The organism is Rhodococcus sp. SJ-3 (assembly GCF_051918125.1).
Classification (GTDB): domain Bacteria; phylum Actinomycetota; class Actinomycetes; order Mycobacteriales; family Mycobacteriaceae; genus Rhodococcus.
Genome location: NZ_CM123306.1, coordinates 1,736,120 through 1,761,722, shown reverse-complemented (window position 1 = coordinate 1,761,722; position 25,603 = coordinate 1,736,120). Strand labels below are relative to the sequence as shown.

Annotated in this window: 24 protein-coding genes; 6 read left to right on the top strand and 18 right to left on the bottom strand. The window is 64.6% G+C overall.

What is annotated here, in order from left to right:
• Positions 1-45: 45 nt before the first annotated feature.
• From ACTDXD_RS07930 to ACTDXD_RS07910, 5 genes are all read right to left on the bottom strand, one after another.
• Complete coding sequence (locus ACTDXD_RS07930; RefSeq protein WP_440126525.1) at positions 46-363, bottom strand: SHOCT domain-containing protein; 318 nt, start codon at positions 361-363, stop codon at positions 46-48.
• A 14-nt stretch (positions 364-377) separates the two neighbouring features.
• Entirely contained in the window at positions 378-800 is a 423-nt protein-coding gene (locus tag ACTDXD_RS07925) for a DUF6325 family protein (protein ID WP_440126524.1), read from the bottom strand.
• 292 nt (positions 801-1,092) lie between these two features.
• Positions 1,093-2,991, bottom strand: a complete 1,899-nt coding sequence (locus ACTDXD_RS07920; RefSeq protein WP_440126523.1) for an alkyl/aryl-sulfatase — start codon at positions 2,989-2,991, stop codon at positions 1,093-1,095.
• 67 nt (positions 2,992-3,058) lie between these two features.
• Positions 3,059-3,511, bottom strand: a complete 453-nt coding sequence (locus tag ACTDXD_RS07915; protein ID WP_440126522.1) for a DUF6069 family protein — start codon at positions 3,509-3,511, stop codon at positions 3,059-3,061.
• Positions 3,512-3,528: 17 nt separating this feature from the next.
• Entirely contained in the window at positions 3,529-3,756 is a 228-nt protein-coding gene (locus tag ACTDXD_RS07910; protein ID WP_440126521.1) for a hypothetical protein, read from the bottom strand.
• Positions 3,757-3,935: 179 nt separating this feature from the next.
• On the opposite strand from ACTDXD_RS07910, the gene ACTDXD_RS07905 reads away from it, so the two are divergent.
• On the top strand, positions 3,936-4,334 hold the full coding sequence (locus ACTDXD_RS07905; RefSeq protein ID WP_440126520.1) for a DUF7144 family membrane protein: 399 nt from the start codon (positions 3,936-3,938) through the stop codon (positions 4,332-4,334).
• Between the two features lie 42 nt (positions 4,335-4,376).
• Here the strand turns inward: ACTDXD_RS07905 and ACTDXD_RS07900 are convergent, their stop codons facing one another.
• The gene (locus ACTDXD_RS07900; RefSeq protein ID WP_440126519.1) at positions 4,377-6,995 is read right to left on the bottom strand and encodes a LuxR C-terminal-related transcriptional regulator; all 2,619 of its coding nucleotides are present in this window, start codon (positions 6,993-6,995) and stop codon (positions 4,377-4,379) included.
• A 437-nt stretch (positions 6,996-7,432) separates the two neighbouring features.
• Between ACTDXD_RS07900 and ACTDXD_RS07895 the strand changes: the two genes are divergently transcribed.
• Positions 7,433-8,398: a TIGR00341 family protein gene (locus ACTDXD_RS07895; RefSeq protein ID WP_440126518.1), complete on the top strand. Its 966-nt coding sequence runs from the start codon at positions 7,433-7,435 to the stop codon at positions 8,396-8,398.
• A 66-nt stretch (positions 8,399-8,464) separates the two neighbouring features.
• Here ACTDXD_RS07895 and ACTDXD_RS07890 read toward each other — a convergent pair whose 3' ends face one another.
• On the bottom strand, positions 8,465-9,778 hold the full coding sequence (locus ACTDXD_RS07890) for a bifunctional o-acetylhomoserine/o-acetylserine sulfhydrylase (protein WP_440126517.1): 1,314 nt from the start codon (positions 9,776-9,778) through the stop codon (positions 8,465-8,467).
• 432 nt (positions 9,779-10,210) lie between these two features.
• Here ACTDXD_RS07890 and ACTDXD_RS07885 point away from each other — a divergent pair, with 432 nt between their 5' ends.
• Positions 10,211-11,023 carry an IclR family transcriptional regulator gene (locus tag ACTDXD_RS07885; protein ID WP_440126516.1) on the top strand — a complete coding sequence of 271 codons (813 nt, stop codon included), beginning with the start codon at positions 10,211-10,213 and terminating at the stop codon, positions 11,021-11,023.
• Here the strand turns inward: ACTDXD_RS07885 and ACTDXD_RS07880 are convergent.
• The 8 genes from ACTDXD_RS07880 to ACTDXD_RS07845 all read right to left on the bottom strand — a co-directional run bounded on the left by ACTDXD_RS07880 (position 11,002) and on the right by ACTDXD_RS07845 (position 19,664).
• Entirely contained in the window at positions 11,002-11,664 is a 663-nt protein-coding gene (locus ACTDXD_RS07880; protein ID WP_440126515.1) for a TetR/AcrR family transcriptional regulator, read from the bottom strand. The genes ACTDXD_RS07885 and ACTDXD_RS07880 overlap by 22 nt on opposite strands.
• A 30-nt stretch (positions 11,665-11,694) precedes the next feature.
• A complete protein-coding gene (locus ACTDXD_RS07875) occupies positions 11,695-12,843 on the bottom strand; it encodes an acyl-CoA dehydrogenase family protein (RefSeq protein ID WP_440126514.1) in 1,149 nt (382 codons plus the stop codon).
• On the bottom strand, positions 12,840-14,510 hold the full coding sequence (locus ACTDXD_RS07870) for a class I adenylate-forming enzyme family protein (protein ID WP_440126513.1): 1,671 nt from the start codon (positions 14,508-14,510) through the stop codon (positions 12,840-12,842). The genes ACTDXD_RS07875 and ACTDXD_RS07870 overlap by 4 nt, the downstream gene beginning before the upstream one ends.
• Positions 14,511-14,540: 30 nt before the next feature.
• Positions 14,541-15,272 (bottom strand): SDR family NAD(P)-dependent oxidoreductase, encoded by a 732-nt coding sequence (locus ACTDXD_RS07865; protein WP_440126512.1) that lies wholly within the window; start codon positions 15,270-15,272, stop codon positions 14,541-14,543.
• A gap of 31 nt (positions 15,273-15,303) precedes the next feature.
• The gene (locus ACTDXD_RS07860) at positions 15,304-16,098 is read right to left on the bottom strand and encodes an enoyl-CoA hydratase-related protein (RefSeq protein WP_169690843.1); all 795 of its coding nucleotides are present in this window, start codon (positions 16,096-16,098) and stop codon (positions 15,304-15,306) included.
• 164 nt (positions 16,099-16,262) lie between these two features.
• Complete coding sequence (locus ACTDXD_RS07855; protein ID WP_440126511.1) at positions 16,263-17,036, bottom strand: SDR family oxidoreductase; 774 nt, start codon at positions 17,034-17,036, stop codon at positions 16,263-16,265.
• A 94-nt stretch (positions 17,037-17,130) separates the two neighbouring features.
• The gene (locus ACTDXD_RS07850; protein WP_440126510.1) at positions 17,131-18,063 is read right to left on the bottom strand and encodes an AurF N-oxygenase family protein; all 933 of its coding nucleotides are present in this window, start codon (positions 18,061-18,063) and stop codon (positions 17,131-17,133) included.
• Positions 18,064-18,185: 122 nt separating this feature from the next.
• Positions 18,186-19,664, bottom strand: a complete 1,479-nt coding sequence (locus ACTDXD_RS07845) for an MFS transporter (protein WP_440127581.1) — start codon at positions 19,662-19,664, stop codon at positions 18,186-18,188.
• A gap of 183 nt (positions 19,665-19,847) precedes the next feature.
• Here ACTDXD_RS07845 and ACTDXD_RS07840 point away from each other — a divergent pair, with 183 nt between their 5' ends.
• Positions 19,848-20,495 carry a TetR/AcrR family transcriptional regulator gene (locus ACTDXD_RS07840; protein ID WP_440126509.1) on the top strand — a complete coding sequence of 216 codons (648 nt, stop codon included), beginning with the start codon at positions 19,848-19,850 and terminating at the stop codon, positions 20,493-20,495.
• Between the two features lie 14 nt (positions 20,496-20,509).
• Here ACTDXD_RS07840 and ACTDXD_RS07835 read toward each other — a convergent pair whose 3' ends face one another.
• Complete coding sequence (locus ACTDXD_RS07835; RefSeq protein ID WP_440126508.1) at positions 20,510-21,562, bottom strand: adenylate/guanylate cyclase domain-containing protein; 1,053 nt, start codon at positions 21,560-21,562, stop codon at positions 20,510-20,512.
• A gap of 140 nt (positions 21,563-21,702) precedes the next feature.
• Here ACTDXD_RS07835 and ACTDXD_RS07830 point away from each other — a divergent pair, with 140 nt between their 5' ends.
• Complete coding sequence (locus ACTDXD_RS07830; protein WP_440126507.1) at positions 21,703-22,473, top strand: DUF6319 family protein; 771 nt, start codon at positions 21,703-21,705, stop codon at positions 22,471-22,473.
• A 79-nt stretch (positions 22,474-22,552) separates the two neighbouring features.
• Positions 22,553-23,218 carry a serine protease gene (locus tag ACTDXD_RS07825; RefSeq protein ID WP_440126506.1) on the top strand — a complete coding sequence of 222 codons (666 nt, stop codon included), beginning with the start codon at positions 22,553-22,555 and terminating at the stop codon, positions 23,216-23,218.
• A gap of 7 nt (positions 23,219-23,225) precedes the next feature.
• Here ACTDXD_RS07825 and ilvD read toward each other — a convergent pair whose 3' ends face one another.
• Together ilvD and ACTDXD_RS07815 are read right to left on the bottom strand one after the other, a co-directional pair.
• A complete protein-coding gene (gene ilvD, locus ACTDXD_RS07820; protein ID WP_440126505.1) occupies positions 23,226-24,932 on the bottom strand; it encodes a dihydroxy-acid dehydratase in 1,707 nt (568 codons plus the stop codon).
• A complete protein-coding gene (locus tag ACTDXD_RS07815) occupies positions 24,929-25,501 on the bottom strand; it encodes a TIGR03086 family metal-binding protein (protein WP_440126504.1) in 573 nt (190 codons plus the stop codon). The genes ilvD and ACTDXD_RS07815 overlap by 4 nt, the downstream gene beginning before the upstream one ends.
• Positions 25,502-25,603: the final 102 nt, after the last annotated feature.

Genomic DNA, 25,603 nt, shown 5'->3' with positions numbered 1-25,603 from the left:
AATCAGTGCTGTGACGCGGCCCGGATCACCTGTATCGGATGAATCTCATCCGAGCAGTTGCTTTTTGGCTGCAGCGAACTCGTCATCGGACAAGACACCGGCGGTGTGGAGTTCGCCGAGTTGCTTCAGTTTCGAGACCAGATCGTCCGACGATGCGGGCGGAGCGGGAGGAGCCGGGGCAGGATAGTCCTGTGGTGGGGGAGGTGCCTGCTGCTCTGTGTAGGCCTGCTTCTCGGCTGCGCGCTGCTGACCGCGCCGGTTGATGGCGTTGGATGTGGCGGTGGCGGTGCCCGAGATGACTGCGGTGCGCGCGACGGTGCCGAGAAGACCCGGACGACCGACCCGTCCTCTGCGGAAGACCATGGGATTGCCTTTCTCTACGTTGCCGACAATGCGGCCTCGACCGCATCCCTCGGTACCTGGACATGCAGTTCGACCTCGCCCCCGGCCTTGCGGACCTCGCCGGCCAGTTTGCGTGCCCACGTCTCCTCGTACACGATGACCACCGCCGACGTGCCGGGCTCCATCGAAGAGCGGACGACGTCGAGGTCTTCATCGCTGACCAGACCGAGCGGGTCGACGGTGAGACCGTCGAGTCCGGTCTCGGAGAGGGGCTCGTCGATCTCGATCTGGGTGATCGAGCCGTCGTCGTCCTTGGCCAGATAGATGAGGTCGAGCACCGTGGCATATCCGCGGTCGACCACTTCGGTGAACGCTGCGGTCACTGCGGTATCGATCCGCGTTCCGGGGAACGACAGGACGACCATTTCGACGGGTCCGATGGCGGCTGGCTGCGTCATGAAATCGATGGTCCCGCGGATATCCACGCCGCGCTTCACCCGATCCGGATGAGGTTCTACCGCCGGGTGATCATGGGCGGAATCCAAGCTCCGTCGGTGATCGCTACCTTGCCGCCGTAGGCCCGCAAACAAGCGAGAACGCGTCCGGTGGTGCAGGCAGCCAGTTGCTCTGCAGTTCCACGTGTTCTTGGTGCCGAGTGAGTAGGCGTCGCAGATCATTGGGGTGGAAGCGGTGGGTCTCGTTGGGGCGGTTCTCGAACACGCTGGGTGTCGATGTCGCGGTCCGGCTCTCTTACGGTGTCACGATGGCAAAGTCCGGATCGGGTGAATCGAGATATCCGACCAGTTCGGACAATGCGACGACATTGCCGTCGGCCACGACCGACCCGTCATCGATCATGGCACTCAGATCCGTGCCGCCGAGCAGTGCTTCGTGCAGTGCACGACTCGTGAGGGTGAAGGTGGCATCCGGTGCCGGGAGATCGGCGTCCCCGACATCGAAGTGGACGAGCAGCCCGTTTCGCAGCTGAGTCCGATGGATGGCCGATTGATCGCTCACTCGCCAGTCGATGGTGATCTTCGCATCCCACGCCCGGGGGCCGTCGACCCGCAGTGCCAGTGCATCGAAGAGTTGTTCGACGGTGAGGGCGCTGGAGATGTCGGTAGACGCAGTGACCGTTGGTGTGCCGATACCTCCGTTGCGGAGTTCGTATGCGCCCATCAGGAAGAAGTTCCTCCAGGTGCCGTTCTCGGAACCGTAGCCGAGTTGCTCGAGGGTGTCGGCTTGCAGTGCCTTCGCCTCGGTGTTGTCGGGGTCGGCGAAGATGACATAGTTCAGTACCTGTGCTACCCAGCGGAAATCACCCTCATCGTACGAGCGGCGTGCTTTGGCGATGACTTCCTGCGCGCCGCCCATGAACTCGACGTGTCTCTTCGCGGACGCGACCGGCGGATGCTCCCACAGATTCGCCGGGTTCCCGTTGAACCAACCCATGTAGCGCTGATAGATGGCCTTGACGTTGTGGCTGACCGAACCGTAGTAGCCGTGTGTGTGCCAAGCCTTCTCGATCGCCGGTGGCAAATCGATGTCCTCCGCGATCTCGATACCGACGGAGCCCTTGTTCATGGCTCGAAGAGTCTGGTCGTGTAGGTATCCGTAGAGGTCGCGCTGAACCGACAGGAAATCGGTGATGCGTGGGGTGTCCCACGTGGGCCAGTGATGCGACGCGAACAGCACATCGGTGCGGGATGCGTATCTGTTGATGGATTCGGTCAGGTACTTCGACCACACGTGCGGGTCGCGGACCAGGGCCCCGCGCAGTGTCAGGAGGTTGTGCAGCGTATGGGTCGCGTTCTCGGCCATGCACAACGCGCGTTTGTCAGGGAAGTAGAAATTCATCTCCGCGGGTGCTTCGGTGCCCGGCGTGAGCTGGAATTCGATCCGGACTCCGTCGACCACCTCCGACTGTCCGGTGTGGTCGATATGGACCGTCGGGGGGATGAGAGTCGGCGTGCCGGTCGACGTGGTGGCGCCGAGACCTGCGCCGATGGAGCCCTGCGCGCCGCGCGGAAGCGCAGCCCCGTACATGTAGGCCGCACGCCGTGCCATCGCGGTCCCCGCATACACGTTCTCTGCCACCGCGTGTTCGACGAATCCGGTGGGTGCCAGCACAGGACAACGCCCGGCCGCGACGTCCGCTTCGGTGGTGACGCCTTTGACGCCTCCGAAGTGGTCGATGTGGCAGTGCGAGTAGATGACACCGACGACGGGCCGTTCGCCTCGGTGCGCGCGGTAGAGACCCAATCCTGCGGAAGCAGTTTCCGACGAAATGAGTGGATCGATGATGATGACGCCGGTGTCGCCTTCGACGATGGTCATGTTCGACAGATCGAGCCCGCGGATCTGATAGATACCGTCGGTGACCTCGTAGAGCCCCTGTATCGCACAGAGTCTCGATTGACGCCACAGGCTGGGGTGAACTGTGGGCGGGCATTCCTCGTCGAGGAAGGCAAAGGCGTCGCTGTCCCACACGATGTTTCCGGACGCGTCCTTGACCACGCCGGGCTGGAGTGAGGCGATGAACCCGCGCTCGGCGTCGGAGAAATCCTGAGTGTCCGAGAACGGAAGGGTTCGCTGTGTTTCCGAATTCTTGTTCGACACAGTGGTGGTGGCGTCCTGCTGTTGCGTCATGAATTGATCGTGCGGGTGGCTCGATGCGGGTGCCATCACCTATAGCAGGTGAATTCGCCTTTGCCTCTCATCGACCGATAGGTCGAGAAATCGTCGCCGACCGTGCGACACCCGACAGCAGCGACACGATTGCGGTGCCGACGACGAGGTAGAGCACGGCGCTGCACACCTTCGAGGCCAGGGTCGCGTCGAACATGAAGGGCCACAGCGCCACGGCGACGGTCGCGAGAGTGCAGATCCAGCCGAAGAAGCTCGTGGCACGCGGAGTCGACACAATGAGCAGGTGTAACAACCCTGTCGCGATCAGAGCCGCAACAGCCGCGAACACCGCAAGATTGGCGGCCTGGGATCGACCGAACAGTATTTCCGGCGTGATCACCGGGACGTCGAGCAGTTCACGAGCTACGAGTAGCCCCACTACGGCGGCGAGTGCGGCAACGACGGCGGTCGCAAGGCCACCCGACCACAACTTCCTGGCATCCACCGTGATTGTCGCAGGCTCCGGGTTGTACTGGGTCATCCAGAATCCTTTCTCGATCAGTCGGGAAGACGGCTCATTTCGATGAGCGTGAGGCCCAGGGCATCGAATCGTGCCAGTACCCCACGTAGCTCGGTCTGACTCGCGATCGAGCCGTAGAGCATGGTGTATGCACCGGGAATGTCGGACACCTTCAGTTCCGGAAACGCTGTGAGTGCGCGTTCGGACAGCGTACCGGCGACGGTGAACGAGTATCGCACGCCCTTCGGCCACGAATCTGGCTGCATCGCCGCTCCTCTCGTGGTGCACACCAGGATGTCGCACTGATTGACGATGCGCTTCACCCGTACGCGGTGAACTTCGAGAGATCACCTCTGATGGGCGATGTGGGATTACTCGGGAACCGCGTGCAATAGAGCGTGCCGGACCGTGTCCGGGTCCGCATCACACATGAAGGGAATCGGTTATGTCTTCGTCCGGTGGAGGCGTCAAACAAGGTTTTGCGGCAGGTACATCGATCGCGGCTGCGCTCATCCTGCTCGTCGTCGGCGTGGTGTCGATCCTGCAGGGGATCTCTGCCATCGCCACCGACGAACTGTTCGTGGTCGGCGCCGAGTACATATTCGAGCTGAATACGACAACGTGGGGCTGGATCCACCTGATTGTGGGCATTCTCGTGGTGATCACGGCCTTTGCGCTGATATCGGGGGCCACATGGGCACGCTTCACGGCGATCGTCCTGGCCTGTCTGTCGATCGTCGCCAACTTCCTGTGGCTGCCGTACTACCCGATGTGGTCCATCCTCATCATCGCCTTGGACATCGTCGTGATCTGGGCAGTGGCGACGTGGGATCCCGACCGCTGATCTCCTGTCCGGTGTCTCGGGCTGACCGGTAGGGCTGTACTACTAGAGCAGGCCGGTCAGCCGAGCGGCTGTGATGGCATCTCCCCGAGACGACACGCCCAGCTTCCCGTACACGCCTCTCAGATGTGTCTTGATGGTGTTGACGGATAGCGCCAGCGCGTGCGCGATTTCCTGAGTGGTCTGGGGAGAAGGTAGCTGCTTGAGCACGCGCACTTCGGCGGGTGTGAGGACGACGTGCGTCGAGGCGTGCGGCGCGTCGGGGTGCGTCCGGATGCTCTCGACGAACGGATCCAGCCGGCCGAACCGTCCGCTGTGAGTATCGAGCAGTGCCATTGCCCCACCGATGGTGAGGAACGGCCGGACCAGATGCTCGGGCTCGGCGAGGGCGAGCGCAGCCTCGAGGTCGTCGTATGCTCCGAATTCGTGGTCGGACGCTGCACGGAGGACCGCTCGCAGTAGATGGGCTTCGACCTGGGCGACCCCGGGAACGGGTCGATCCCCCAGGGCGGAATCCAGAAGTTCCCGGGCACGCGCAGAGCGTCCACGAGCGTGTTCGACCGTTGCCGCGGCGAGATCGAAAAGGGGGTGCCGGCCCAGAACTCTTGTTGCCCCCTCGATGATCCGCTGGGCCTGATCGAGTTCGTGGAAGGCCACGAATGACTGAGCTGCGAACGGGATGATCGGCGCCGATCTGGCACCCATCCGGGAATCGGTCAGAGCGGTAAGGACCACGTCGGTGATCTCGCGGGCAGCTGCCGTCTTGTCTGCGGTCCGGTGAAAGGCAATGAGCTGAGAGATCGCGTAGCTGTCCCAGCCGGCGTAGGGCGACGAAAGTCCATCGATGCCGACGGACATTGCGAGCGGCCGATCGATCCCTTCCGGCGGTTGCGTTCCACAAAGAAAATGGTGGTAGCGGCACATCACCGCACACCGGTCGGCATCCCCTGACCCCGAAAGCCCTACTTCCCGCGCGTATTCGACGCCTATCAGAGCGCGCGCGTTCATCGCCGACAGGCGCCCGCGAACCCCTTCGTTCAATGCGAGCAGCATCAGAGCTTCCAGATGGGGGCGGACACTGTCGGCGTGCTCGGCAAGGCTGACGGCGGCCAGAAGACGATCGGCAGTACCTCGATGACCGGCCGTCATTTGGCACTTGGCTTGCTGGACCGCGATGTAGGACTCGATATCGCGATGGTCTCCGGAGGCTGCCGGTACAGATACCTTGTCGATTTCTTCTCCGAGTGCGCTACGGACATCGATTTCGACAGCGTGATGAAAACGATCGAACGTTACTGCAGGACATATGGAAGACGAGCGGGCAGATGCGGCACGGAGAAACGTATCGGCTTCGACCGGAACACCGAGAGCCAGCGCGTGCACGCTGCGCAAGAGGTGGACGAACGGGTCGTCGGCGATGTCGGAGGGCGCGGAATCGAGGACTTTCAGAAAGCCAGCACCGTGTATTCCGAACACTGCTTTCGGACCTAGGTCGAGGACGCATTTCGACAGTGCATATCGATTGTCCGCGGCGCTGAGATAGCGGGCGGCCTGTACCGGGTCCCCGCTCCTCGAATACCAGCCACCGACCTCGAGCTCGAGCCTGCGCACCCCGTCGCGACCGAGCATCCGGTCGAGCTCGGCCTTGAGATGTGAACGCATGAGCGGGTGGTAACTGTAGATTTCCGCCCCGGTGGCTCCCGTGTGAGATATCGGGAAATACGCGGCGACGATCTCCGCGAGTACTCGTGCTGCTTCAGGTCCCGCGAGTTCGGTGGCAAGATCTACATCGAACGACTCGGTGACCGCGGTCCGTATCAAGAATTCGCGCTGTTCCGTGCTGATGCTGTCGAGTAGTTCACCCACCAGAAAATCGGATATCGCCGGATGTTCCGATGCGGTGGCCGATGCGAGGATCTCTCTGCTGTTGCCGCGGGCCGACAACACGAGCGTGATGAACCGGACCATGGCGACCCACCCGTCGGTGAGCGCGACGACCGCGTCGAGTTCGTCCTCGGTGACCGCCACATTGCCCGCACTGAGCACCTGGCGGGTCTCTTCCCGGCCGAACGCCAGGTCGACCCCGTCGAGTCGTACCAGGGCTCCGGTCAGGTCCAGTTGGTGCCACGGTATCGGGGGTGGGAATCTGGAGGTCGACACCACGGTGACGTGGTCGGGCAGAATCTCGAGAAGGTGCGCCAACCCGGACAGGGTCAGCGGGTCGTGGATTACATGAGCGTGGTCGAGAATGAGGACGGCAGGATCCTCGATCGTGTCGAGCCACCGCACGAACATCTCTGCCCGCGTCCTCGGCGCCTGCTCGCCGTGGCAGGGCGGGGAATCGCCGAACGACCGATGCAGTTCGTCCCAGAACGCTCGGGGATTGTTGTGCTCCTCGGAGAGCGTCGTCCACGCCACCTGAGCGGGTGAGGCGGGCAGACGAGTGCAGCGCAGCCACTCGGTGACCGCTACGGTCTTGCCGGTTCCGGCCATGCCGCACACGAGCGCGACACCTCCGCCGAGCTGCCGGGCCCGTTCGAAGTGGCCGCACAATTGATGTCGGTGTACGGGCTCGGTTGCGAGGCGGGGAATCGACCGAGCGCCTCGTCCGGCCGTCCTGGTGGAACTGTCGTCGCCGTTGATGAGCAGCACCGCGGCTCCCATTCAAGAAACTGTCAGATGTGTTCTCCTAGGCTCTGCCCCCCGCGGACGAATTTATCGCAATCGAGCTGACCTCGGGGGATGAACGGGACGAGCCCACACGTTGCAGCCAGGATTCGCAACGTACGTTTTCATCCGCGCCGGGTGAGCCGCGACGAGCATCACCGTCTCTACAGTTGTGTTCGGTGCCATTTTCGCGATCGATGCGACTTATCCGAAGGATCTCGCGCTCGAGATCGGGCTGTTCGTGGTCAATCCGGTCGATCTGTCTCATGATTCGAGGGGAGGGACCCACAGGCCACTGATGCGACTACGTATGTGGATTGCAATGCATACGAGGCTTGTCAATGTCGCTCTGCTCGTGCTGCTCGCAGTGATGCAGTTCGATAAGGCGTTGAACACCTTGTGAATTCGTCATCCCAAGAGAGCGGGACTCGGCCATGAACATTCTGGTTCCGGACAGTCAGCGGCGGGCGCTCGACGAACTCGTCGACCGCCTCGATCTCAGTGCGGGGGAGTCTGCATCGAAACGATCGGCCTTCTGGATCATGCTGACATTGTCCGCGGTGATCGCTGCGTCGGGTGTAGCGGGTGATTCGACCGCGACGGTGATCGGCGCCATGATCGTTGCACCGCTGTCGGTGCCGATCCTCGGTGTGGGACTCGGAGTCGCGACGGGCCGTGGAGAGCTTATCGTGCGGAGCCTGCTGCTGGTTCTCGCGGGAATCGTGCTGGTGGTGGCAGTGGGATTCCTGGTGTCGCAGTTACTTCCCAATCCGACGAATGTGTTGTCGAACTCGCAGGTGGTCGGCCGAACGTCCCCGAAACTGATGGACCTCACCGCCGCGCTGGCAACCGGGCTGGTGGGCGTCGTTGCTATCACGCGGCGCGACGTCGGCGACGTGCTCCCGGGTGTGGCAATCGCGATCTCGTTGGTGCCGCCGCTTGCGGTGGTGGGCGTCTGTCTCGGCTCGGGGGCACCGGGGCTCGCGTTCGGTGCGTTCGTGCTGTTTGCTTCCAACATGGTGGCCATGATCGTCACCGCGACAGTGGTGCTCGTCATCGTAGGGTATGCCAGGGAAGCCGGGGCAGGTGAAGCACGACGCGGGCGCGCGTACGCCGTCCTTGCCGTCGCACTGATCATCGTCGCCATTCCGATGGTGGTGAATTCGCTGTCGTCGCTCTGGGCAGGCCAGATCGCGGAGGCCACCGAGATCTGGCTCGGGGACGACGAGAATTCTCAGGTCACCGACGTTTCCCTGCAGCAGAATACGGCGACGATTCATGTCCTGGCACCCGACGGGCTACCTCCGGTGGACGAACTCCAGCAGACAGTTGACACCCTCGTCCCGTGGCATCTCGATGTCGTCGTCGTGCATACGGTCGGTGGCCGGGTCACGCCGTGACGAACGGGGCCGGGGACGGACGCTCGGTGCGTGCCCTCCCCGGCCCGTGTGCACGAGTCTGCCGGATCAGCTTCCTGCGGCCTCGAGACCGACGGTGATATCGGCGAGGATGTCGTCGATGTGCTCGATTCCGACGGCGAGGCGGACGAGTCCGGGAGTGACGCCGGCTGCCAGCTGTTCCTCGGCGGACAACTGCGAGTGTGTGGTGGATGCCGGATGGATCACCAGTGACCGCACGTCGCCGATGTTGGCCACGTGGCTGTGCAGCGTCAGCGCGTTGACGAACTTCTTACCGGCGTCGATGCCGCCTGCGAGTTCGAACACCACGATCGCGCCGGCACCCTTGGGAGCCAATTGCTGGGCGCGGTCGTACCAGGGCGACGACTTCAGGCCGGGATAGGCGACAGAGCTGACCTCGGGACGCTGCTCCAGGAACTCCGCGACCTTCTGAGTGTTGGCGACGTGGCGCTCCATTCGCAGGCTCAGGGTTTCGAGCCCCTGCGAGATGAGGAAGGCATTGAACGGTGATACCGCGGAGCCGAGGTCGCGCAGGAGTTGGACACGCGCCTTGAGGGCGAACGCGGGTGCGCCGAGGTCGGCGTAGACCACACCGTGGTAGCTGGGGTCGGGGGTGGTGAATCCCTCGTGGCGACCCTGTGTCCAGTCGAACGTGCCACCGTCGACGATGACGCCGGCGATCGCCGTGCCGTGTCCGCCGAGGTACTTGGTGGCCGAGTGGACGACGATGTCGGCGCCGTGCTCGAGCGGGCGGATCAGGTACGGGGTGGCGACGGTGTTGTCGACGATCAGCGGCAGGCCGCTGTCATGCGCGACACCGGAGATGCCGGGGATGTCGAGGATGTGGTTCTTCGGGTTGGCGATGGTCTCGGCGAAGAACGCCCGGGTGTTGGGGCGGATGGCTGCGCGCCACTGCTCGAGATCGTCCGGATCCTCGACGAAGGTTGTCTCGATGCCGAGTTTGGTGAGCGTGTAGTGCAGCAGGTTGTAGGTGCCGCCGTACAGGTAGGGGCTCGCGACGATGTGGTCGCCTGCCTGGGCCACGTTGAGGATCGCGAAGGTCTCGGCGGCCTGACCTGAGGAGAGCAGCAGCGCAGCGACGCCACCTTCGAGGGCGGCGATGCGCTGTTCGACCGCATCCTGTGTGGGATTCATGATGCGGGTGTAGATGTTCCCGGTCTCGGCGAGGCCGAACAGCGCGGCAGCGTGGTCGGTGTTGTCGAAGGTGTAGCTTGTGGTCTGGTAGATCGGAAGCGCCCGGGCTTTGGTGTCGCCACCTGCGGGCTGTCCTACGTGGATCTGCTTCGTCTCGAAGTTCCAGTCGGCGGCCGGATCGACAGCGTCGGGCGTGGTGTCACTCATGGGTTTCGGGCTCCGGTTTTCTCGGGTGGTTCTGAAGGCTCGTGATTTCAGAGGATGTGCCGACCTTGCGGTCCGCGACCCTGCGCAGCGATCTTCGAGCCGGCCGGGTCGTGGGACCGGAGGGTGTGGGTGCGGGCGGTCAGCGGGCCTGGCACCCGCAGATACACAGTTTCCGGGCATGGACATGCGCCGACGGATGTCCCGGCGACTGTTCGTACGTCCTGCTCACGATCGTGACGATAGTCGTAATCGACGACCTCTACCAGTGCGCAGGCAAACGCCCTGCGACGCGCCGATGTATTTGCATCCGTAGCGCACATACACTCTGTGTGCTCTACTTCTCGTCAGGGGGCGATCCTTGCGTCTATCGTGCAGTAACCAATTTCAGTTCTGCTCGTGTTCCGCACCCCACCACTAGCAATGGAGGGCACGTTGACTGTCATCGATTCGGAATTCGCGCAGACCGACGCAACGATGCTGCGCACCCCACCACCCTCGATGGTCGAGCGGATGACACGCATCCTGGAGGCCTTCGACGCAAGCATTGCGCGGCTCACCCTCGAAGAGGTGACCTTCCGATCAGGACTTCCCCGATCGACCGTGCACCGAATCCTCGAACAGCTCGTCCGCCTCGACTGGCTCGAACACAGTGCACTCGGCTACGGACTCGGCTCCCGCGCACTCGGCCTCGGCGGCGACATCGACCGCGACCGCCTCCGCGAATGCGCGGCACCGCACCTCCACGAACTGGCTATGCAAACCGGTGGTGTCGTGCATCTCGACGTTCTGGACGGGGGACAGGTGTACTGCCTCGACAAGGTCGGTGGGGCGGGCGCTGCCGGGATGCCGACGCGGGTGGGTGGCCGTACGGCGGCGTATGCCACAGCAGGCGGCAAGGCCATGCTCGCGACGCTCGACCCGGAACAGGTCGACAGCCTGTATCCCTCCCGACTTGCCCCCGCCACGCACCACACGATCACCGACCGGGTGATCCTCCACCAGGAGCTGAATCGGGTCCGTAAGCGCCACGGCATTGCGTTCGACCGCGAAGAATCGATCGTCGGAATCGGTAGTGTCGGCGCGCCCCTGCGCGGCACCGGCGGAATCATCGCGAGTGTGTCGCTGGCCGGTGGCGTGCGCGCGATCCAGCTCGAATGGATGGCACCGTTGGTCGCTGACTTCGCCCGGAAGATCTCCAGCGCGCTTGCGTGCGGGGGTGAGGATCAGCGGACCAGGTGGGCGTAAGCGTCGCGGCGTTCGGCAGGCAGAATCGTATTGAGCACGAAACGGATCTGCAGGCGGATGTATTCGTCCAAGGAGTAGAGAGCACCGAAGTGCCAATGCTTGAGAGCCCATCCGTGTGCAAGAAGCAGTAGGTCGAACACCATGAGGTCGACGTCGACGTCATTCAGCAGGCCTGAGGCAATGCCGTCTTCGAGAACGTCACGTAGTGGCGCCGACGTCGACACCTCGAGTTCCTTGATGCGGTCGCGTCCGGCGCGATCGAGTGTGCGGCTCTCCCGGTAGGTCAACGTCACCGCATCGATGTTCTCGTCGACGATTTCGATGTACCGCCGCATGCCTGCGACGAGCCGCTCGACGGGATCGTCACCCGCGGTGTCCATTGCGGGTGCCAGCTGGTCGCGGAACGATTCCAGAATGCTGATTATCGTCGCGAGGAGGACGTCCTCCTTGCCGCCGAAATACTTGTAGATCAGGCCCACGCTGACACCCGCCTCGTCGGCGAGTGCCTGCATGGACATCTGATGGAATCCGGTCCGCTGCATGACCGTCGCGGCGGCGCGAAGGACCTGACGTCGCCGGGAATCCGTCCGTACTGCCCGCACCGCGTCGTGGACGGACAGTTCGTCCTGGTCGTTGGTCATGCTGCTGCTCCTGTCGCGCCGCCGTTCTCGTCAGATTCCGAGATCCTTGGCGATGATCGTCTTCATGATCTCGGTGGTACCGCCGTAGATCGTCTGGATGCGGGCATCGACGAATGCCCGCGACACGGCGTATTCACGCATGTAACCGTAGCCGCCGTGCAATTGGAGGCATCGGTCGGCGACTCGTACCTGCAGTTCGGTGGTCCACCACTTGAGCCGTGCGGCGCGGGCGGCAGTGAGCCTGCCGCCGACGTGCTCGGCGATGCAGTCGTCGAGGAATGTGCGTGCGATATCGAGTTCGGTGGACAGTTCGGCGAGTACGAACTGGGTGTTCTGGAATCCGGACACCGAGGTGCCGAAGGCCTTGCGTTCCCGCACATAGGCGAGTGTCGCCTCGAAGACGCCTTCGGCTGCGGCGACGGCTCCCACCGCGAGCGACAAGCGTTCCTGGGGCAAGTTGTGGACGAGTTGGTAGAAACCCTGCCCCTCGTCGCCCAGGCGATTCGCGACGGGCACACGCATATCGGTGAACATCAACTCGCTGGTGTCCTGTGCGTGCAGACCGATCTTCTCCAGGTTGCGACCGCGCGAGAAGCCCGGGGTGTCGGCCTCGACCACCAGCAACGTCAGGCCCTTGTGCGGGTCGTCGGAGGTGCGGGTCGCGACAACGAACAGGTCACCGTTCTGTCCGTTGGAGATGAACGTCTTCGAGCCGTTGACGATGTAGTGGTCGCCGTCGCGGGCCGCCGACGTGCGGATGCCCGTCAGGTCGCTGCCCGTTCCGGGTTCGGTCATCGCAATGCCGAGGACTGTCTCGCCGCTGACGACGCCCGGCAGCCAGCGTGCCTTCTGCTCGTCGGTGGTCATGTCGGTGAGATAGGGCAGCACTACATCGTTCTGCAGCGAGAACGCGATACCGGCAGCGGCATGACCGGCCCGGTTGACCTCGTCGATCAAGATGGCGTTGTACCGGAAGTCGTCGACACCCGGCCCGCCGTACTCGTCGGGGACCGAGAAGCCCAGCAGGCCGAGCTTGCCTGCCTCGGTGAACAGGGAGCGATCGAGGCAGCTCGCGCGCTCCCAGTCCTCGTGGACGGGTGTGATCTTCTCGCGTACGAAGTCTCGTGCGACCTCGCGGAACTGGAGATGTTCGGATTCGTGGATCAGTGCGGTGTTCATCGGATCATCCCGGTAGCGGTAGGGGTGGCGAAGTGGCCGTCGGTGAATTCGTTCGCTGCCGCCGCGGTCGCCTTGTAGTGCAGCTTCTTTCCCGTTGCCGAAACCGGGAGGGAGTCGACGAACCGGTATGCTCGCGGTCGTTTGAACGAGGACAGCAGGTCGTGAGCGCGACAGTGCGCGTCGAGCGCGTCGACGGTCAGATCGGGGTCGGACGCGACGACATAGGCGACGACGATGCGCCCCCACCGTTGGTCCGGCACACCGACGACCAGGGAGTCCTGCACGCCCGGGTGCTGATTGAGTGCTTCTTCGACCTGGACGGGATGTACGTTCTCTCCGCCGGAGACGAGCATGTCGTCCTTGCGGCCGACGATCGTGACGAATTCGTCGGCATCCCAGGTCGCCAGGTCTCCGATGTGTAACCAGCCGTTCCGGAACTTGGCCTTCTCCTGGTCCGGAGAATCGAAGTAGGCATTGGAACACTTCGGTGACCGGACGATGACCTCGCCTACCTCGTCGCCGTCGCGTGCGACCACGTCATCAGGATCGGCGAGCCGGTCCGGATACACGTGCACGACGCGAACGTCGTCGTCGGTGCAGGCGCGGCCCGCGGTCCCGGCGTGCTCGGGGAGATCGGACGGACGGAGGAAGGTGTTCCAGAACCCCTCGGTGCTGCCGTACCCGTTGAAGATTCGCGGGTTGAGCACCTTCTGGTAGCGGAGCGCGGCGTCGCGCTCGAGGGGAGCGCCCATAGTGACGATGCCGCGGAGTGTCGACAGGTCGCGGGCACGTTGCTCCTGCGCGGTGGCGAGCATCGCGAGGTTCGTGGGTGCGCCGATGAGGAAGGTCAGGCCCAGCTCCTCGACGAGATCGAGTACCCGATCGGGATCGAAGGTGCGTAGCGGCACGACCTGCCCGCCGATGTAGAACGTCGGGTTCGGTCCACCGGAGTACAGGCCACCGCGGTGGAACCACGGGGTCATGTTCAGCGTCTTGTCTTCGGGGCCGAGGGGGAAGTGCATGATCACGTCGTGCGCGCTGAGGACCTCGATCATGCTGTTGAGAGGGACGCCCTTGGGCATGCCGGTGGTGCCCGACGTGTACAGGCGGGTGGTCTCGTCCCAGACGGTCCGGTGCAGCGGCGGCAAAGCGACCCGGTCGGCCGGGAGATCCCGATAGCGCATGGCGGTGGCACCCGGGACCGAGACGGTCTCGCCGTCGCCGACCGCGATCATCACACCGGGTGTATGCGACGAGTGTTCGAGTGCCCCCTGCACAGTCGCAGTGAGTTCGGTGTCGTAGACGAACACCTTCGGTGTGCTGGTGTCGAGCACGAGCGCGGTCTCTCCCGCGGCAAGACGGAAATTGACGGGTGAGCCGACAGCGCCGACGGCCTGCACCGCGAGGTACAGCTCGGCGAACTCGATTCCGTTGAACAGCTGGTATGCAACGACGTCGCCGCTCCGGACGCCTGCGTCGGCGAGGCCGGTCGCGATCCGGTCGACTCGTTCACCGAGCTGCCGGTAGGTCCACTGCCGCCCGGAGGTGGGGTCGGTGAGGGCGATCCGGTGCGCGTAACGCCCGGTGTTGCGCCGGAACCCGTTGAGATACGTGAAGTCGTTCTCGAAGTACTCCCGGTATGCCCGGGCGTTGTACGACGCGGTCATGGTTCTCGTCCTGTCCTGGTGGGTGAGTGCTCAGCCGGCCATGGTGAGGCCGCCGCTGACGCTGATCACCTGTCCGGTGATGAACGATGCCGAACCGGAAGCGAAGAACAGAACCGGAGCGGCAACCTCGTCGGGGCGAGCGAGCCTGCGAAACGGAATCGCTTTGATCAGTGCTGCTTTGAGCTTCTCGTCCTGGGCCTGGAACAGTGGCGTGTCGGTGGGACCGGGGCACACGCAATTGACGCTGATGCCGTGCCTGGCCATCTCTCGCGCAAGCGATTTGGTGAGCGCAATGACACCGCCCTTGGCTCCGGCGTAGATGGATTCACCCGAGCTGCCGACGCGACCGGCATCGCTGGCGAGGTTGATCACCCGGCCGCCTTCCCCTGCCTCGATGATGCCGGGCAGGAAGGCGCTGCAGATGTTCACCGGACCGAGGTAATTGATCGCAACGACCTTCTGCGCAAATTCCGGTGTGGCATTGAGGAACTGATCGGTCCTGTCCCATCCGGCAGCGTTGACGAGGATGTTGGGGACGCCGACCCGCGCGCGAGTGTGTTCGCGGAGGGCGTCGACCTGGGCGCGGTCGGAGATATCCACGGGCAGCGCGGTGATCAGGTCCGGATGCTCCTTCGCGGTGGCCTCAGCGGCCGCGAGATCGAGATCGGCGGCGATCACCTTGTCGCCCTGCGCAGCGAAGGCCAACGCAATGGATTTACCGATACCGGAACCGGCTCCCGTGACGAGTGCGATGTTGCTCATGCGAAGTGTCCTCTCGACGTGAAAGTTGCGGTCAGGCCCTGACGTACTTGGCGAATTCGGCAGGCCGCTTCTCTGCGAACGCTTTCGCTCCCTCGAGGCCTTCGTCGGACTTGCCGAACAGGTCGAGTGCAGACATTGCGAGGTTGCTCAGGCCTGCCTGATGGTCGGTGTCGGCGTTGAACGACTGCTTGAGGAATCGGATCGCGGTGGGGCTCTTCTCTGCGATCTCGGCGACCACGGCCTTGGCCTCATCGAGCAATTTGTCCTGAGGGACAACCCAGTTCACGAGACCCCAGCGCTCGGCGGTGGGGGCGTCGTACTGCCGGCACAGGTACCAGATCTCGCGGGCGCGTTTCTCGCCGACGATGCGGGCGAGGAAGGCAGAGCCGAAGCCGGCGTCGAACGATCCGACGCGGGGCCCGGCCTGGCCGAACTTCGCGTTCTCCGAAGCGATGGTGAGGTCGCACAGGACGTGCAGGACGTGCCCGCCGCCGACGGCGATTCCGTTCACGGCAGCGATGACGGGCTTGGGAACGTCCCGGATCAGCTTGTGCAGGTTGCCGATCTCGAACATGCCGCTCTCGGTGGGGCCGTAGTCGCCCGTCTCGGCGCGCTGCTTGACGTCGCCGCCGGTGCAGAATGCCTTCTCTCCGGCTCCGGTGAGGATGATGCCCGAGACGCGGGTGTCCGCCCATGCGGAGCGGAAGGCCTTGATCAGTTCCTCGACGGTCTTGCCCCGAAATGCGTTGTAGCGCTGGGGGCGATTGATCGTGATGATCGCGGCGGCGCCGTCGATCTCGTAGGTGATGTCCTCGAAGTCGGTCATGGTGACTCCCTTGTCGAAGTGTGAGAATGAATACTCATTCACTGAGCCTGAAGGTACATTCACCATAATCGAGTGTCAAGGGTCACAGTCTTCGAGGTGTGCAGCCGAAAACGCCCCCGGGCTGCGTAGCGCCGGGGGCGGGGTCTCGGTATCGGGAGTTGTTACTAGGGATTCAGTGCCATGAAGCGCGCGGGCACCTCGCCCCCGCCGTGGACGGCGAGATCGGCGCCGTTGACGTAGGACGCAAGCGGCCCGGCCAGGTACACGCAGGCTCCCGCGATGTCGGAGGGCACGGCCATCCGCTGCATGGGCAGGGTCTTCGTCACCGCTGCTCCGCCGTCCTCGCCGTATACGTGAGCTGCGGCTTCGGTGCGGATCAGACCGGTGGTGATGTGATTGACCCGCACGGCCGGTGCCCACTCGAGCGCGAGCGCCTTGGTAAGGGCGAGGAGGCCGGCCTTCGCTGCGGTGTACGCGGCGGTGCCGGGCTGCGGATCGTGTGCAGACACGCTCCCGATGTTGATGATCGACCCGCCGGTGGGCTGGGTGCTCATGACCCGGTTTGCAGCCTGTGCCACATAGAAAGGTGCAGAAAGGTTGAGCGAGACGATCCGGTCGAAGAAGCGTGTCGAGACCGTCGCGGCGTCCGCGTCGGGGGAACCGCCCGCGTTGTTGACCAGCACGTCGAGGCGGCCGAACCGCGTTGCCGCCGCATCGACGACCGCTGCGGCCTGGTCGGCGTCACGGATGTCGGCAGCGAAGAACGAGGCCGTTCGACCGTCGGCTGCCGGGAGGACGTCGGGTTCGGACCGTCCGCATACGAGGACGTCGGCGCCGGCCGCGAGGAAGGTCTCGGCGATGGTGAAACCGATGCCCTTCGTGCCGCCGGTGACGACGACTGCCTGTCCTGTGAAGTCGGCCGGGTTCGGGATGCTCATGGAATCGGAGAGTAACGGCGCGGCCGATGGCTCGGACGCGCCGTTCCGCTCAGTGGATCCGTCTCGCGTTCCGCTCGGTGGATCCGGCTTGCGATCAGAGCAGATGAACCTTCTTGTAGAGGATCTTCGACGGCCCGCCGACCAGCCCGACGTTGTCGAGGAACGTCATGAGCTTGGCACCGGACTTGCGCACCTTGTCGTGATGGTGCTTGTTGTTCTCGGCCTCCGCGAGCGCGCGATCGCGGTCGAGTCCGGCGTTGGAGTACACCCTCGGGTGAACCATGCTCTTCATGACGAAGTACACGACCGCTGCTGTCTGGAAGCGCTCGAATGCCAGACGCGCACGGCTCGCACCGGTGAGTCGCCGAGTAACTTCTTCGCGAGCGAATCGGATGTGCCGGGCCTCCTCGAGCACGTGAATCTTGCTCACTGCGCGGGTTACGGGCTGTACGCGCTCGTCCCGCATGAAGTCGCGCTGCATCATGTCGAGGATTTCCTCGGCTGCCATCACCGAAGCGTAGGCATTGGCGCCGCGGAAGTAATGGCCCCACAGCCGTCCGAGTTGATGGATGTACCGCGGAGGTCCGTAACTGGGCATCCCGAGGCGCTCGCCCGCTCGCGCGAACATCACAGAGTGCCTGCATTCGTCGGCGACTTCGGTGAGCGCGAACTGCACGTGCTTCGAATGCTTGTCGCGGTCGTAGACATCGCGCAGCAGCATCTGCATGAGCAGGACCTCGAACCACAGGCCCACTCCCGACACGCTCGCGGCCTCATGCTTCGTCAGTGAGATGCGCTGCTCGTCGCTGAGCTCGTCCCAGAGGGCGGTGCCGTAGAGCGTGCTCCATTCCGGCGTCATGCCGAACTTGTCGTCGGGGATCGGTGCGTCCCAGTCGACCTCGATCACCGGGTCGTACGACTTGCGGGCGGACGATGCGAGCAGGCGTCGCGCGGTGTCCTCGCGGTCGGAGATCGGGAGTCCTGGAACGAAACCCTTGCTGTTCTCGCGGGTGAGCGATGCGGTCATGTCTCCACCTTTAAGTGTGACGATGGGTAACTGTTAATCGAAGGCTACAGTGATCGCGCCCACGACACAATGCCCACCGCCGAATCGGCGATGGGCATTGTGGGCTCAGGAGAAGAGCGAGCTCAGGTGCGCGGAGGTGCCCAGAAGACCGCGCCGACTGCGCCTACCAGCAGAATTGCCGCCAGCGCGAACGAGGCGTGCTGCATGCCTTCGAGGAAGGCATCCTTGGCGAGTGTGGCGAGTTGTTCGCCCTGGGTACCGGCCTTCTCCGCGACCTGAAGGGCAGCGGCAAGCGAATCTTCCACCGCCCCGCGCGCCGGTTCCGGGATCGTCTCCGCAGTCGGGGCGATCCGGTTGCCGTAGGCGGCGGCAAGAACACTGCCCGCTGCAGCGACGCCGATCGCCGCTCCGATCTCGCGCGTCGCGTCGTTCACGGCCGATGCGACACCCTGCTGGTCCTCCGGGGTGTTCGTGACGATCGCGTGCGTTGCGGGTGCCGTGCAGAGTCCGAACCCGATGCCGGTGAGCAGCATCGTCAACGCGGCATCGAGATACGACGACTCTGCGTCGAGGATGCCGATGAGGATCAGCGACACCCCGATCAGGCCCAGTCCGAGACTGATCAGCACGCGCAGGCTGATCCAGCGCAGTAGGGCGGGCACCGTGAAGGACAGGACCATCACGACCGCGAAGATGGGTGTCAGGGCGACCGAAGCCATCAGAGGTGAATAACCGAGGATGAGCTGGAAATACTGCACGATCAGGAAGAACATGCCGAACCCCGCGAGGAACTGAAGGTTCAGGCAGGCCGCGCCGACACCGAATGCGCGGTTCGTGAACAAGCGCATGTCGAGCAGTGGTTCGGCGGCACGCAATTCGGTGAACACGAAGCCGGCGGCGGCCACGAGGCCTATCGTCACGGCGCTCAGGGTGAGAGGGTCGAGCCAGCCTCGGTGAGGACCTTCCATAACCCCGAGGACGAACAATCCGATGGCTGCGATCGCCAGAATGCTGCCACCGAAATCGAAGCGCCCAGGATTCTCTGCCCGCGACGATGGAATCGTCAGTGCGATCGCGACCAGTGCGACGGACGCGATCGCGAATCCGCCGAAGATCAGCTTCCAGGATGCGTATTCGAGGATGACCCCGGAGACGATCATGCCGACGACTGCACCCGAAGCGGCCACCCCGGCCCAGATGCCGATCGCTCGTGCACGGTGCTCCGGCGGGAAGCCCGTCGTGATCAGCGACAGCGTGGCAGGCATGACGAGGGCTGCCCCGACGCCGGCGACGCCGCGGGACACGATCACCCACGTAGGCCCATCGGTGAGCAGCGGCAGCGCAGATCCGAGCCCGAAGACGACCAGGCCGACGACGAGGATTCCGCGCCGGCCGAACCGGTCGCCGAGTGCGCCGGCCGGAAGTAGTAGCGCGGCGAGCGCGAGTGTGTAGCCGTCGACGATCCAGGTCAGTTCGCTCTGTGTCGCCCCGGTGTCGACGGCGATATCGGGCAACGCCGTGTTGAGCGCCGCCATCGCCGCGATCACCGCGGACACCGAAGCGCACGCCACGACGAGCAGCCACAGTTGGGACCGGGTCATGCGCGCGGTGGGGATCTCGGACTTCGGAGGTGCTGAGGCTTCGGGCACGGTTGCCTTCCGAACGTGACGGTGGTTTGCCTGAACTGCAATGATTCGGGTGAACGACTAACGAGACTGCCGGTATCGTAGCGGAACCGATAGTTCCATAACTAGGTCCTGACCGAGACGAGAGAAACTGTGGGTGTGAACGCGCGCGAAGATGTCCGTACATCCAGAGAACCCGATCCCCGCAAAGTGCGGTCCCGGGCACGGCTGCTCGACGCGGCCACCGAGCTGCTCGCCACGGGCGGCGCCGACGCCGTCACGATCGATGCGGTGACCACTCGCGCCGGGGTGGGCCGGGCAACGCTGTACCGGCATTTCGCAAACGGCACAGAACTCGTTGCCGCGGCCTTCGCGCGGTTGATCCCGCCTGCGCCGCCCGTGCCGGAGAGCGTCGGCCTGCGCGAACAACTCGTCGAACTACTCATCGGTCAGGCGCGGATCGTCGAGGACGTGCCGATTCCTCTTGCCGCGATGTGCTGGCTCGGAATGGGTCCGGAGCTCGTCCACGCCAGCCGGCCGGCCGACCCGGAGGCGCAGGAACGCCCCGAACTACAGTCGCTGCGCGAGCAGCTCGTCGAGCGCTACCGTTCGTCGTTCGACCGCGTACTCGGCGCGGAATCCACACGCGAGGAACTCGGCGAGTTCGACTACGACCTCGCACTCATCCAGCTGGTCGGGCCGGTTGTGTTCAACCGCCTCGTCACCCTGCCGCCCATCGATCGCCCGGCATGCGAACAGATCGTCGACGATTTCCTCGCGGCTCGTCGTGCAGCAAAACGACAGTAACGCGGGAGCACTGGTCAGAGCGTCCAGCGCCGTCGGTCCGGTGCTCGCAGGACGAACGGCCGCGACCGGCGGAAGTCTTTGACCCTGAGCCTGCGCAGCGGCTGGATCCGGAACTCGTCCGGATCCAGTTCGGCGGCGAGCTTCTCGTCCACCAGGATCGAACCGGGCCGCGCTGCGCCGGTGAGACGGGCGGCATTGTTGACCACGGAGCCGAACAGGTCGCCGAAGCGTGCCAGCACCGGCCCCCACGCCAGGCCTACCCGGAGCTCCGGGGTGTCCTTGCTCGCGCCGAAGGTCTCCTGCAGCTCGAGCGCGATACGTGCGCCGTCGGCCGGATCCTCGGCCGCGAACATCACCTCGTCGCCCACGGTCTTGATGATCCACCCGTGGTGACCGGCAATGGCCGCGGTGACCTCGGATTCGAAGTACTCGAGCAATTCGTTGAGTTCGCCGGCGTCGATTCGACGGGTGAGCTGGGTGTAGCCGACCATGTCGGCGAACCCGACCACGACCTCGCGCAGGGGCGCGTCCCCCTCGGGGCGCCAGACGGAACGTTCCGTAGTGCTGACGATGTGACGCCGCCAGATGTGGCTCTGCAGGGTCTCGGCCCGCATCGACAGCTGCTGTACGAGCGCATCGATGAGATCGGGCATCTCCTGCGCCGACACATCGGAATGCTCTTCGACGAGGTTGTCGAAGAGGTGAGTGTTGAACAGGGTCAGTTCCCACTCGGCGAGTCGTGAGATCGATTGGCCGAGCGATCGGGCCGCAGAGAGCTCGAGGTTCTCGTCGATCACGCCGCTACCGACGATCGCTGCGATATCGCGGAGCGCACCGACGTCGCCGTCGGTGAACATCTCTGCGTCCGGCTCGGGGTCGACGGTGAATCCCAATGCCTGCCAGAGCCGCCGAACCCGCGCGGGAGACATGCCTGCCATCGTGGCGACCTCGTCGACCGTGTAGCGACGTTCGCCCCCGAGCAGGCTGCGTTCGAGTTCCCGCTGAATGGCGGCGAGCATGTCGGGGCCGGGCTGCGGTCGTTGCTCCGGCGAGTTCACATACGTCATCCTTCCTTGTCGTGGTGGGGAGCACACGCCGGGCTCCCCGGTGGCATACAGCCAGGGTGTGTCCGGACGGACAGAGTGTCGTACAGGTGTGCGACAGTGGGCGCCGTCGATCGCACCGTAGAGCTGAGAAAGGACGTGGCATGCCGCCCCGTAGACGTGCGGACCATCTGACCGAGGAGCAACTCACGGAATTGAGCTCCGCCCTCGCGGAGGGGCGCCGCGCCACGGTATATCTCGTCGAGGGGATTTCCAGCCTGGGGATCGAACCGGGTACGTCGGCGCGTGTCATCTCGATCGACGGGACCACGGTCACTGTCCGCCCCAAGGGGGTCAACGACGAGCTTCCCTTCGAAACCGACGAGCTGCGTTTCACCCGGGACGTAGCGACGAAGACGCCGTCGAAACCGGCCGCTGTGAAGCCGCCCGCTGCGACGAGAGCTCCGGCCCCGAAGCCTTCGACGACGCAAACTCCCGCAGCAACCACTTCGGTTGCGAAAACAGAACCCGCCCGGCCCGCTCCCCGGCCGGCAGTCAAGGAGAAGACCACAGTGAGCTCCCCTTCCGCGAATCCGCCGTCCGCGGCGGCCGCAGAGCCTGCGAAGCCCAAGGCCCCCGCCAAGCGCAGCGCCAAGAAGCCCGCCGCCCTCAGCATCACCGTCACGATCGACCCCGAGAACGACTGGACGGTCGCGGTCGCGCAAGGCACGCGGAAGATCGGGAAGCCCGCCGTGGTCGCACCCGACGCCGTCGAACGCGCCGTCAAGGAGCTCGGCGACGAGACTGCGATCGAGGCCGTGCACTCGGTGATCGACGAGGCACGCCGAACCGTGGAGGAACGCGTCGCGCAGTTGAGCCGCGAACTCGAAGAGGCGCGGAAAGCGCTCGAAAGTCTCGGTTCCAACCCCGCATAGTGCGTAATCCTCTAGTACTGTGACGGCGCTCTAGTACGCTGACCGCGGAAGCGGTCGGGACAGACCGCGTTGGAGGGGCATGATGTTCAGAAAACTTGCTGTGGTATTCGCAACCGCGATTGCCCTGGTCGGCAGCGGTGCGGCGGTTGCCACGGCAGCCCCTTCCGTGGTCCTCGGCGGCGGATCGGGCATCACGCTCGGCAACGGCGACGAGAGCATGTACGACTGCACTCTCACCACGATCGGACACGATGCGGCCGGTCGGCTCGTCGGACTCACAGCCGCGCACTGCGGCGACCCCGGCATGACGGTCAAGTCCGAGCACAACATGGGCGCCGGAACACTGGGTCACATCGTCTCGACCAACGAGACCCTCGATTACGCGGTCATCGAGTTCTACGGCGACAGGGTCACCCCGGTCAACCGCATCGGCAACGTGACCATCACCGGACTCGGGACCCCCGCCGGGTTCCCGAACATCGCCTGCAAGGAAGGCCGCACCACCGGCAACACGTGCGGCATTGTGTGGGGCGACGTCTTCGGTGCGCAGGAAACATGGACCCAGGTCTGTGTCATCGAGGGCGATTCGGGTGCGCCGCTCGTCGTCGGAACCACCCTGGTCGCGATGGTCAACGCCTACTTGCTGGCACCGTGCGTCGGTCCCGAGGTCGGCACGAACATCGATGTGATCATGGCCGACATCAATGCGCGCGGCGGCGCAGGAGCAGGGTTCCGGCCGATCTGACCGGAGGTCATCCGCACACAGCGCCCTGTGATGCGGACCCGACGAGTTTCGTGTACTTCGCCAGCACCCCCTTGGTGTAGCGCGGCGGCAGTGGCTTCCAGCCCTGCCGCCGTTCCGCTATTTCAGCGTCGTCGACGAGGACATCGAGCAGGCCGTTCGCCACATCCAGCTTGATCCGGTCGCCGTCGCGCACGAACGCGATGGGGCCGCCGTCGACGGCCTCCGGCGCGACATGCCCGACGCACAGGCCCGTGGTGCCGCCCGAGAACCGGCCGTCGGTGAGCAGCAGGACGTCCTTGCCGAGACCTGCGCCCTTGATGGCACCGGTGATCGCGAGCATCTCGCGCATCCCCGGACCGCCCTTGGGGCCCTCGTACCGGATGACCACGACGTCGCCCGACGTGATCGTGCCGTCCTCTAGGGCGTCCATCGCTGCGCGTTCGCGTTCGAAGACCCTCGCGGTGCCTTCGAAAACGGACTCGTCGAAACCCGCAGACTTCACCACTGCGCCTCCCGGCGCGAGGGATCCGCGCAGGATCGTGATGCCACCGGTGGGATGGATGGGATCGCTCAGCGCACGCAGCACCTTCCCATCGGGATCGGGCGGGTCGATCCCCGCAAGATTCTCCGCGACGGTCGCGCCGGTGACGGTGAGGCAGTCGCCGTGCAGAAGACCGGCGTCGAGCAGAGCTTTCATGATGACCGGAACGCCACCGATGTGGTCGACGTCCTTCATGACGTGCCGACCGAAGGGTTTGACGTCGGCGAGGTGGGGGACGCGCGCGCCGACCCGCACGAAATCGTCGAGCGTGAGATCGACGTCGGCTTCGTGGGCGATCGCCAGCAGATGCAGCACCGCATTGGTGGATCCGCCGAACGCCATCACCACCGCGATCGCGTTCTCGAAGGCTTCCTTGGTGAGGATGTCGGATGCGGTGATACCGCGGCGCAGCATCTCGACGACGGCTTGTCCGCTGCGTCGTGCGAATCCGTCGCGACGGCGGTCGGTGGCCGGTGGCGACGCGCTACCGGGCAGCGACATACCGAGCGCTTCCGCGGCGCTGGCCATGGTGTTGGCCGTGTACATACCGCCGCACGCGCCCTCGCCGGGGCAGATCGCGCGCTCGATCGCACCGAGATCCTCTTCGGACATCAGTCCGCGCGCGCACGCTCCGACGGCTTCGAACGCGTCGATGATCGTCACGTCGCGTTCTGTGCCGTCGGACAGTTTCGCGATGCCGGGGAGGATCGATCCCGCATACAGGAACACCGAGGCGAGGTCGAGCCGCGCGGCAGCCATGAGCATTCCGGGCAGCGACTTGTCGCACCCGGCGAGCAGCACCGATCCGTCGAGTCGCTCGGCCTGCATGACCGTCTCCACGCTGTCGGCGATGACCTCGCGGGAGACGAGGGAGAAATGCATGCCCTCGTGACCCATCGAGATGCCATCGGAGACAGAGATGGTTCCGAACTCGAGCGGATACCCGCCGGCCGCGTGCACCCCGTCCTTCACAGACTGTGCGAGACGGTCCAGCGACAGGTTGCAGGGTGTGATCTCGTTCCACGACGACGCGACCCCGATCTGGGGTTTGGCCCAGTCGTCGTCGCCCATCCCGACGGCACGCAGCATTCCGCGTGACGCGGTCTTCTCCATGCCGTCGGTGACGTCGCGGCTGCGGGGTTTGATGTCGATGTCGGCAGGCCGGTCGTTCATGACGCTCCTCCGGTCCTGGGATCGCGGCCGGTGAGGGCGATCAGCCGGTCCTGCACGGGGGCGTCGTCGGGAATCTGCACGGGTGGCTCGAACAATCCGCTCGATGCGAGCATGTCGCGCTGAGATTGCAGGTCGGTCCACACGGCGTCCACCAATCCGGGGTGCAGGCGGTCGCCGTCGCCGACGGCACGCGCCAGATCCCAGGTGTGTACTGCGATGTCACCGACCTGTTGTTTGAGATAGTCGAGACACGACACGGTGCCGTACGAGAGGTGCACGGGCTTGTCGAGCGGGGTGGCAGCCCACGCTGCGGTGGCCTCTTCAGCGTAGCGGTGCCATTCCGCGGCGAGGTCGTCGCGGATCGGTTCGAGCGTGGCTTCCGCATCTGCGACGGTGTGCCCTTCCAGGATGGGCGCGACCCAACGCTGTTCGTCGACCATGTGTCGCACGAGGTCGGCGACATTCCACTCCGTGTCGGGCGTGGGCGCCGTCCAGTCTGTGATGTGGGCGAGGCGCGTGTCGAATTCTCGTCGGGCAGTGAGCTGAAGGTCGAGCCAGTCGATCGCCATGGGGACCAGCGTAGGCGCGGCACAGTTGCGATCATGGTGATTCGGAATCCTGCGGTGCGCGGCAATGTGCGGAAGGATCGATCGGCGTGCCGTGCGCGAAGG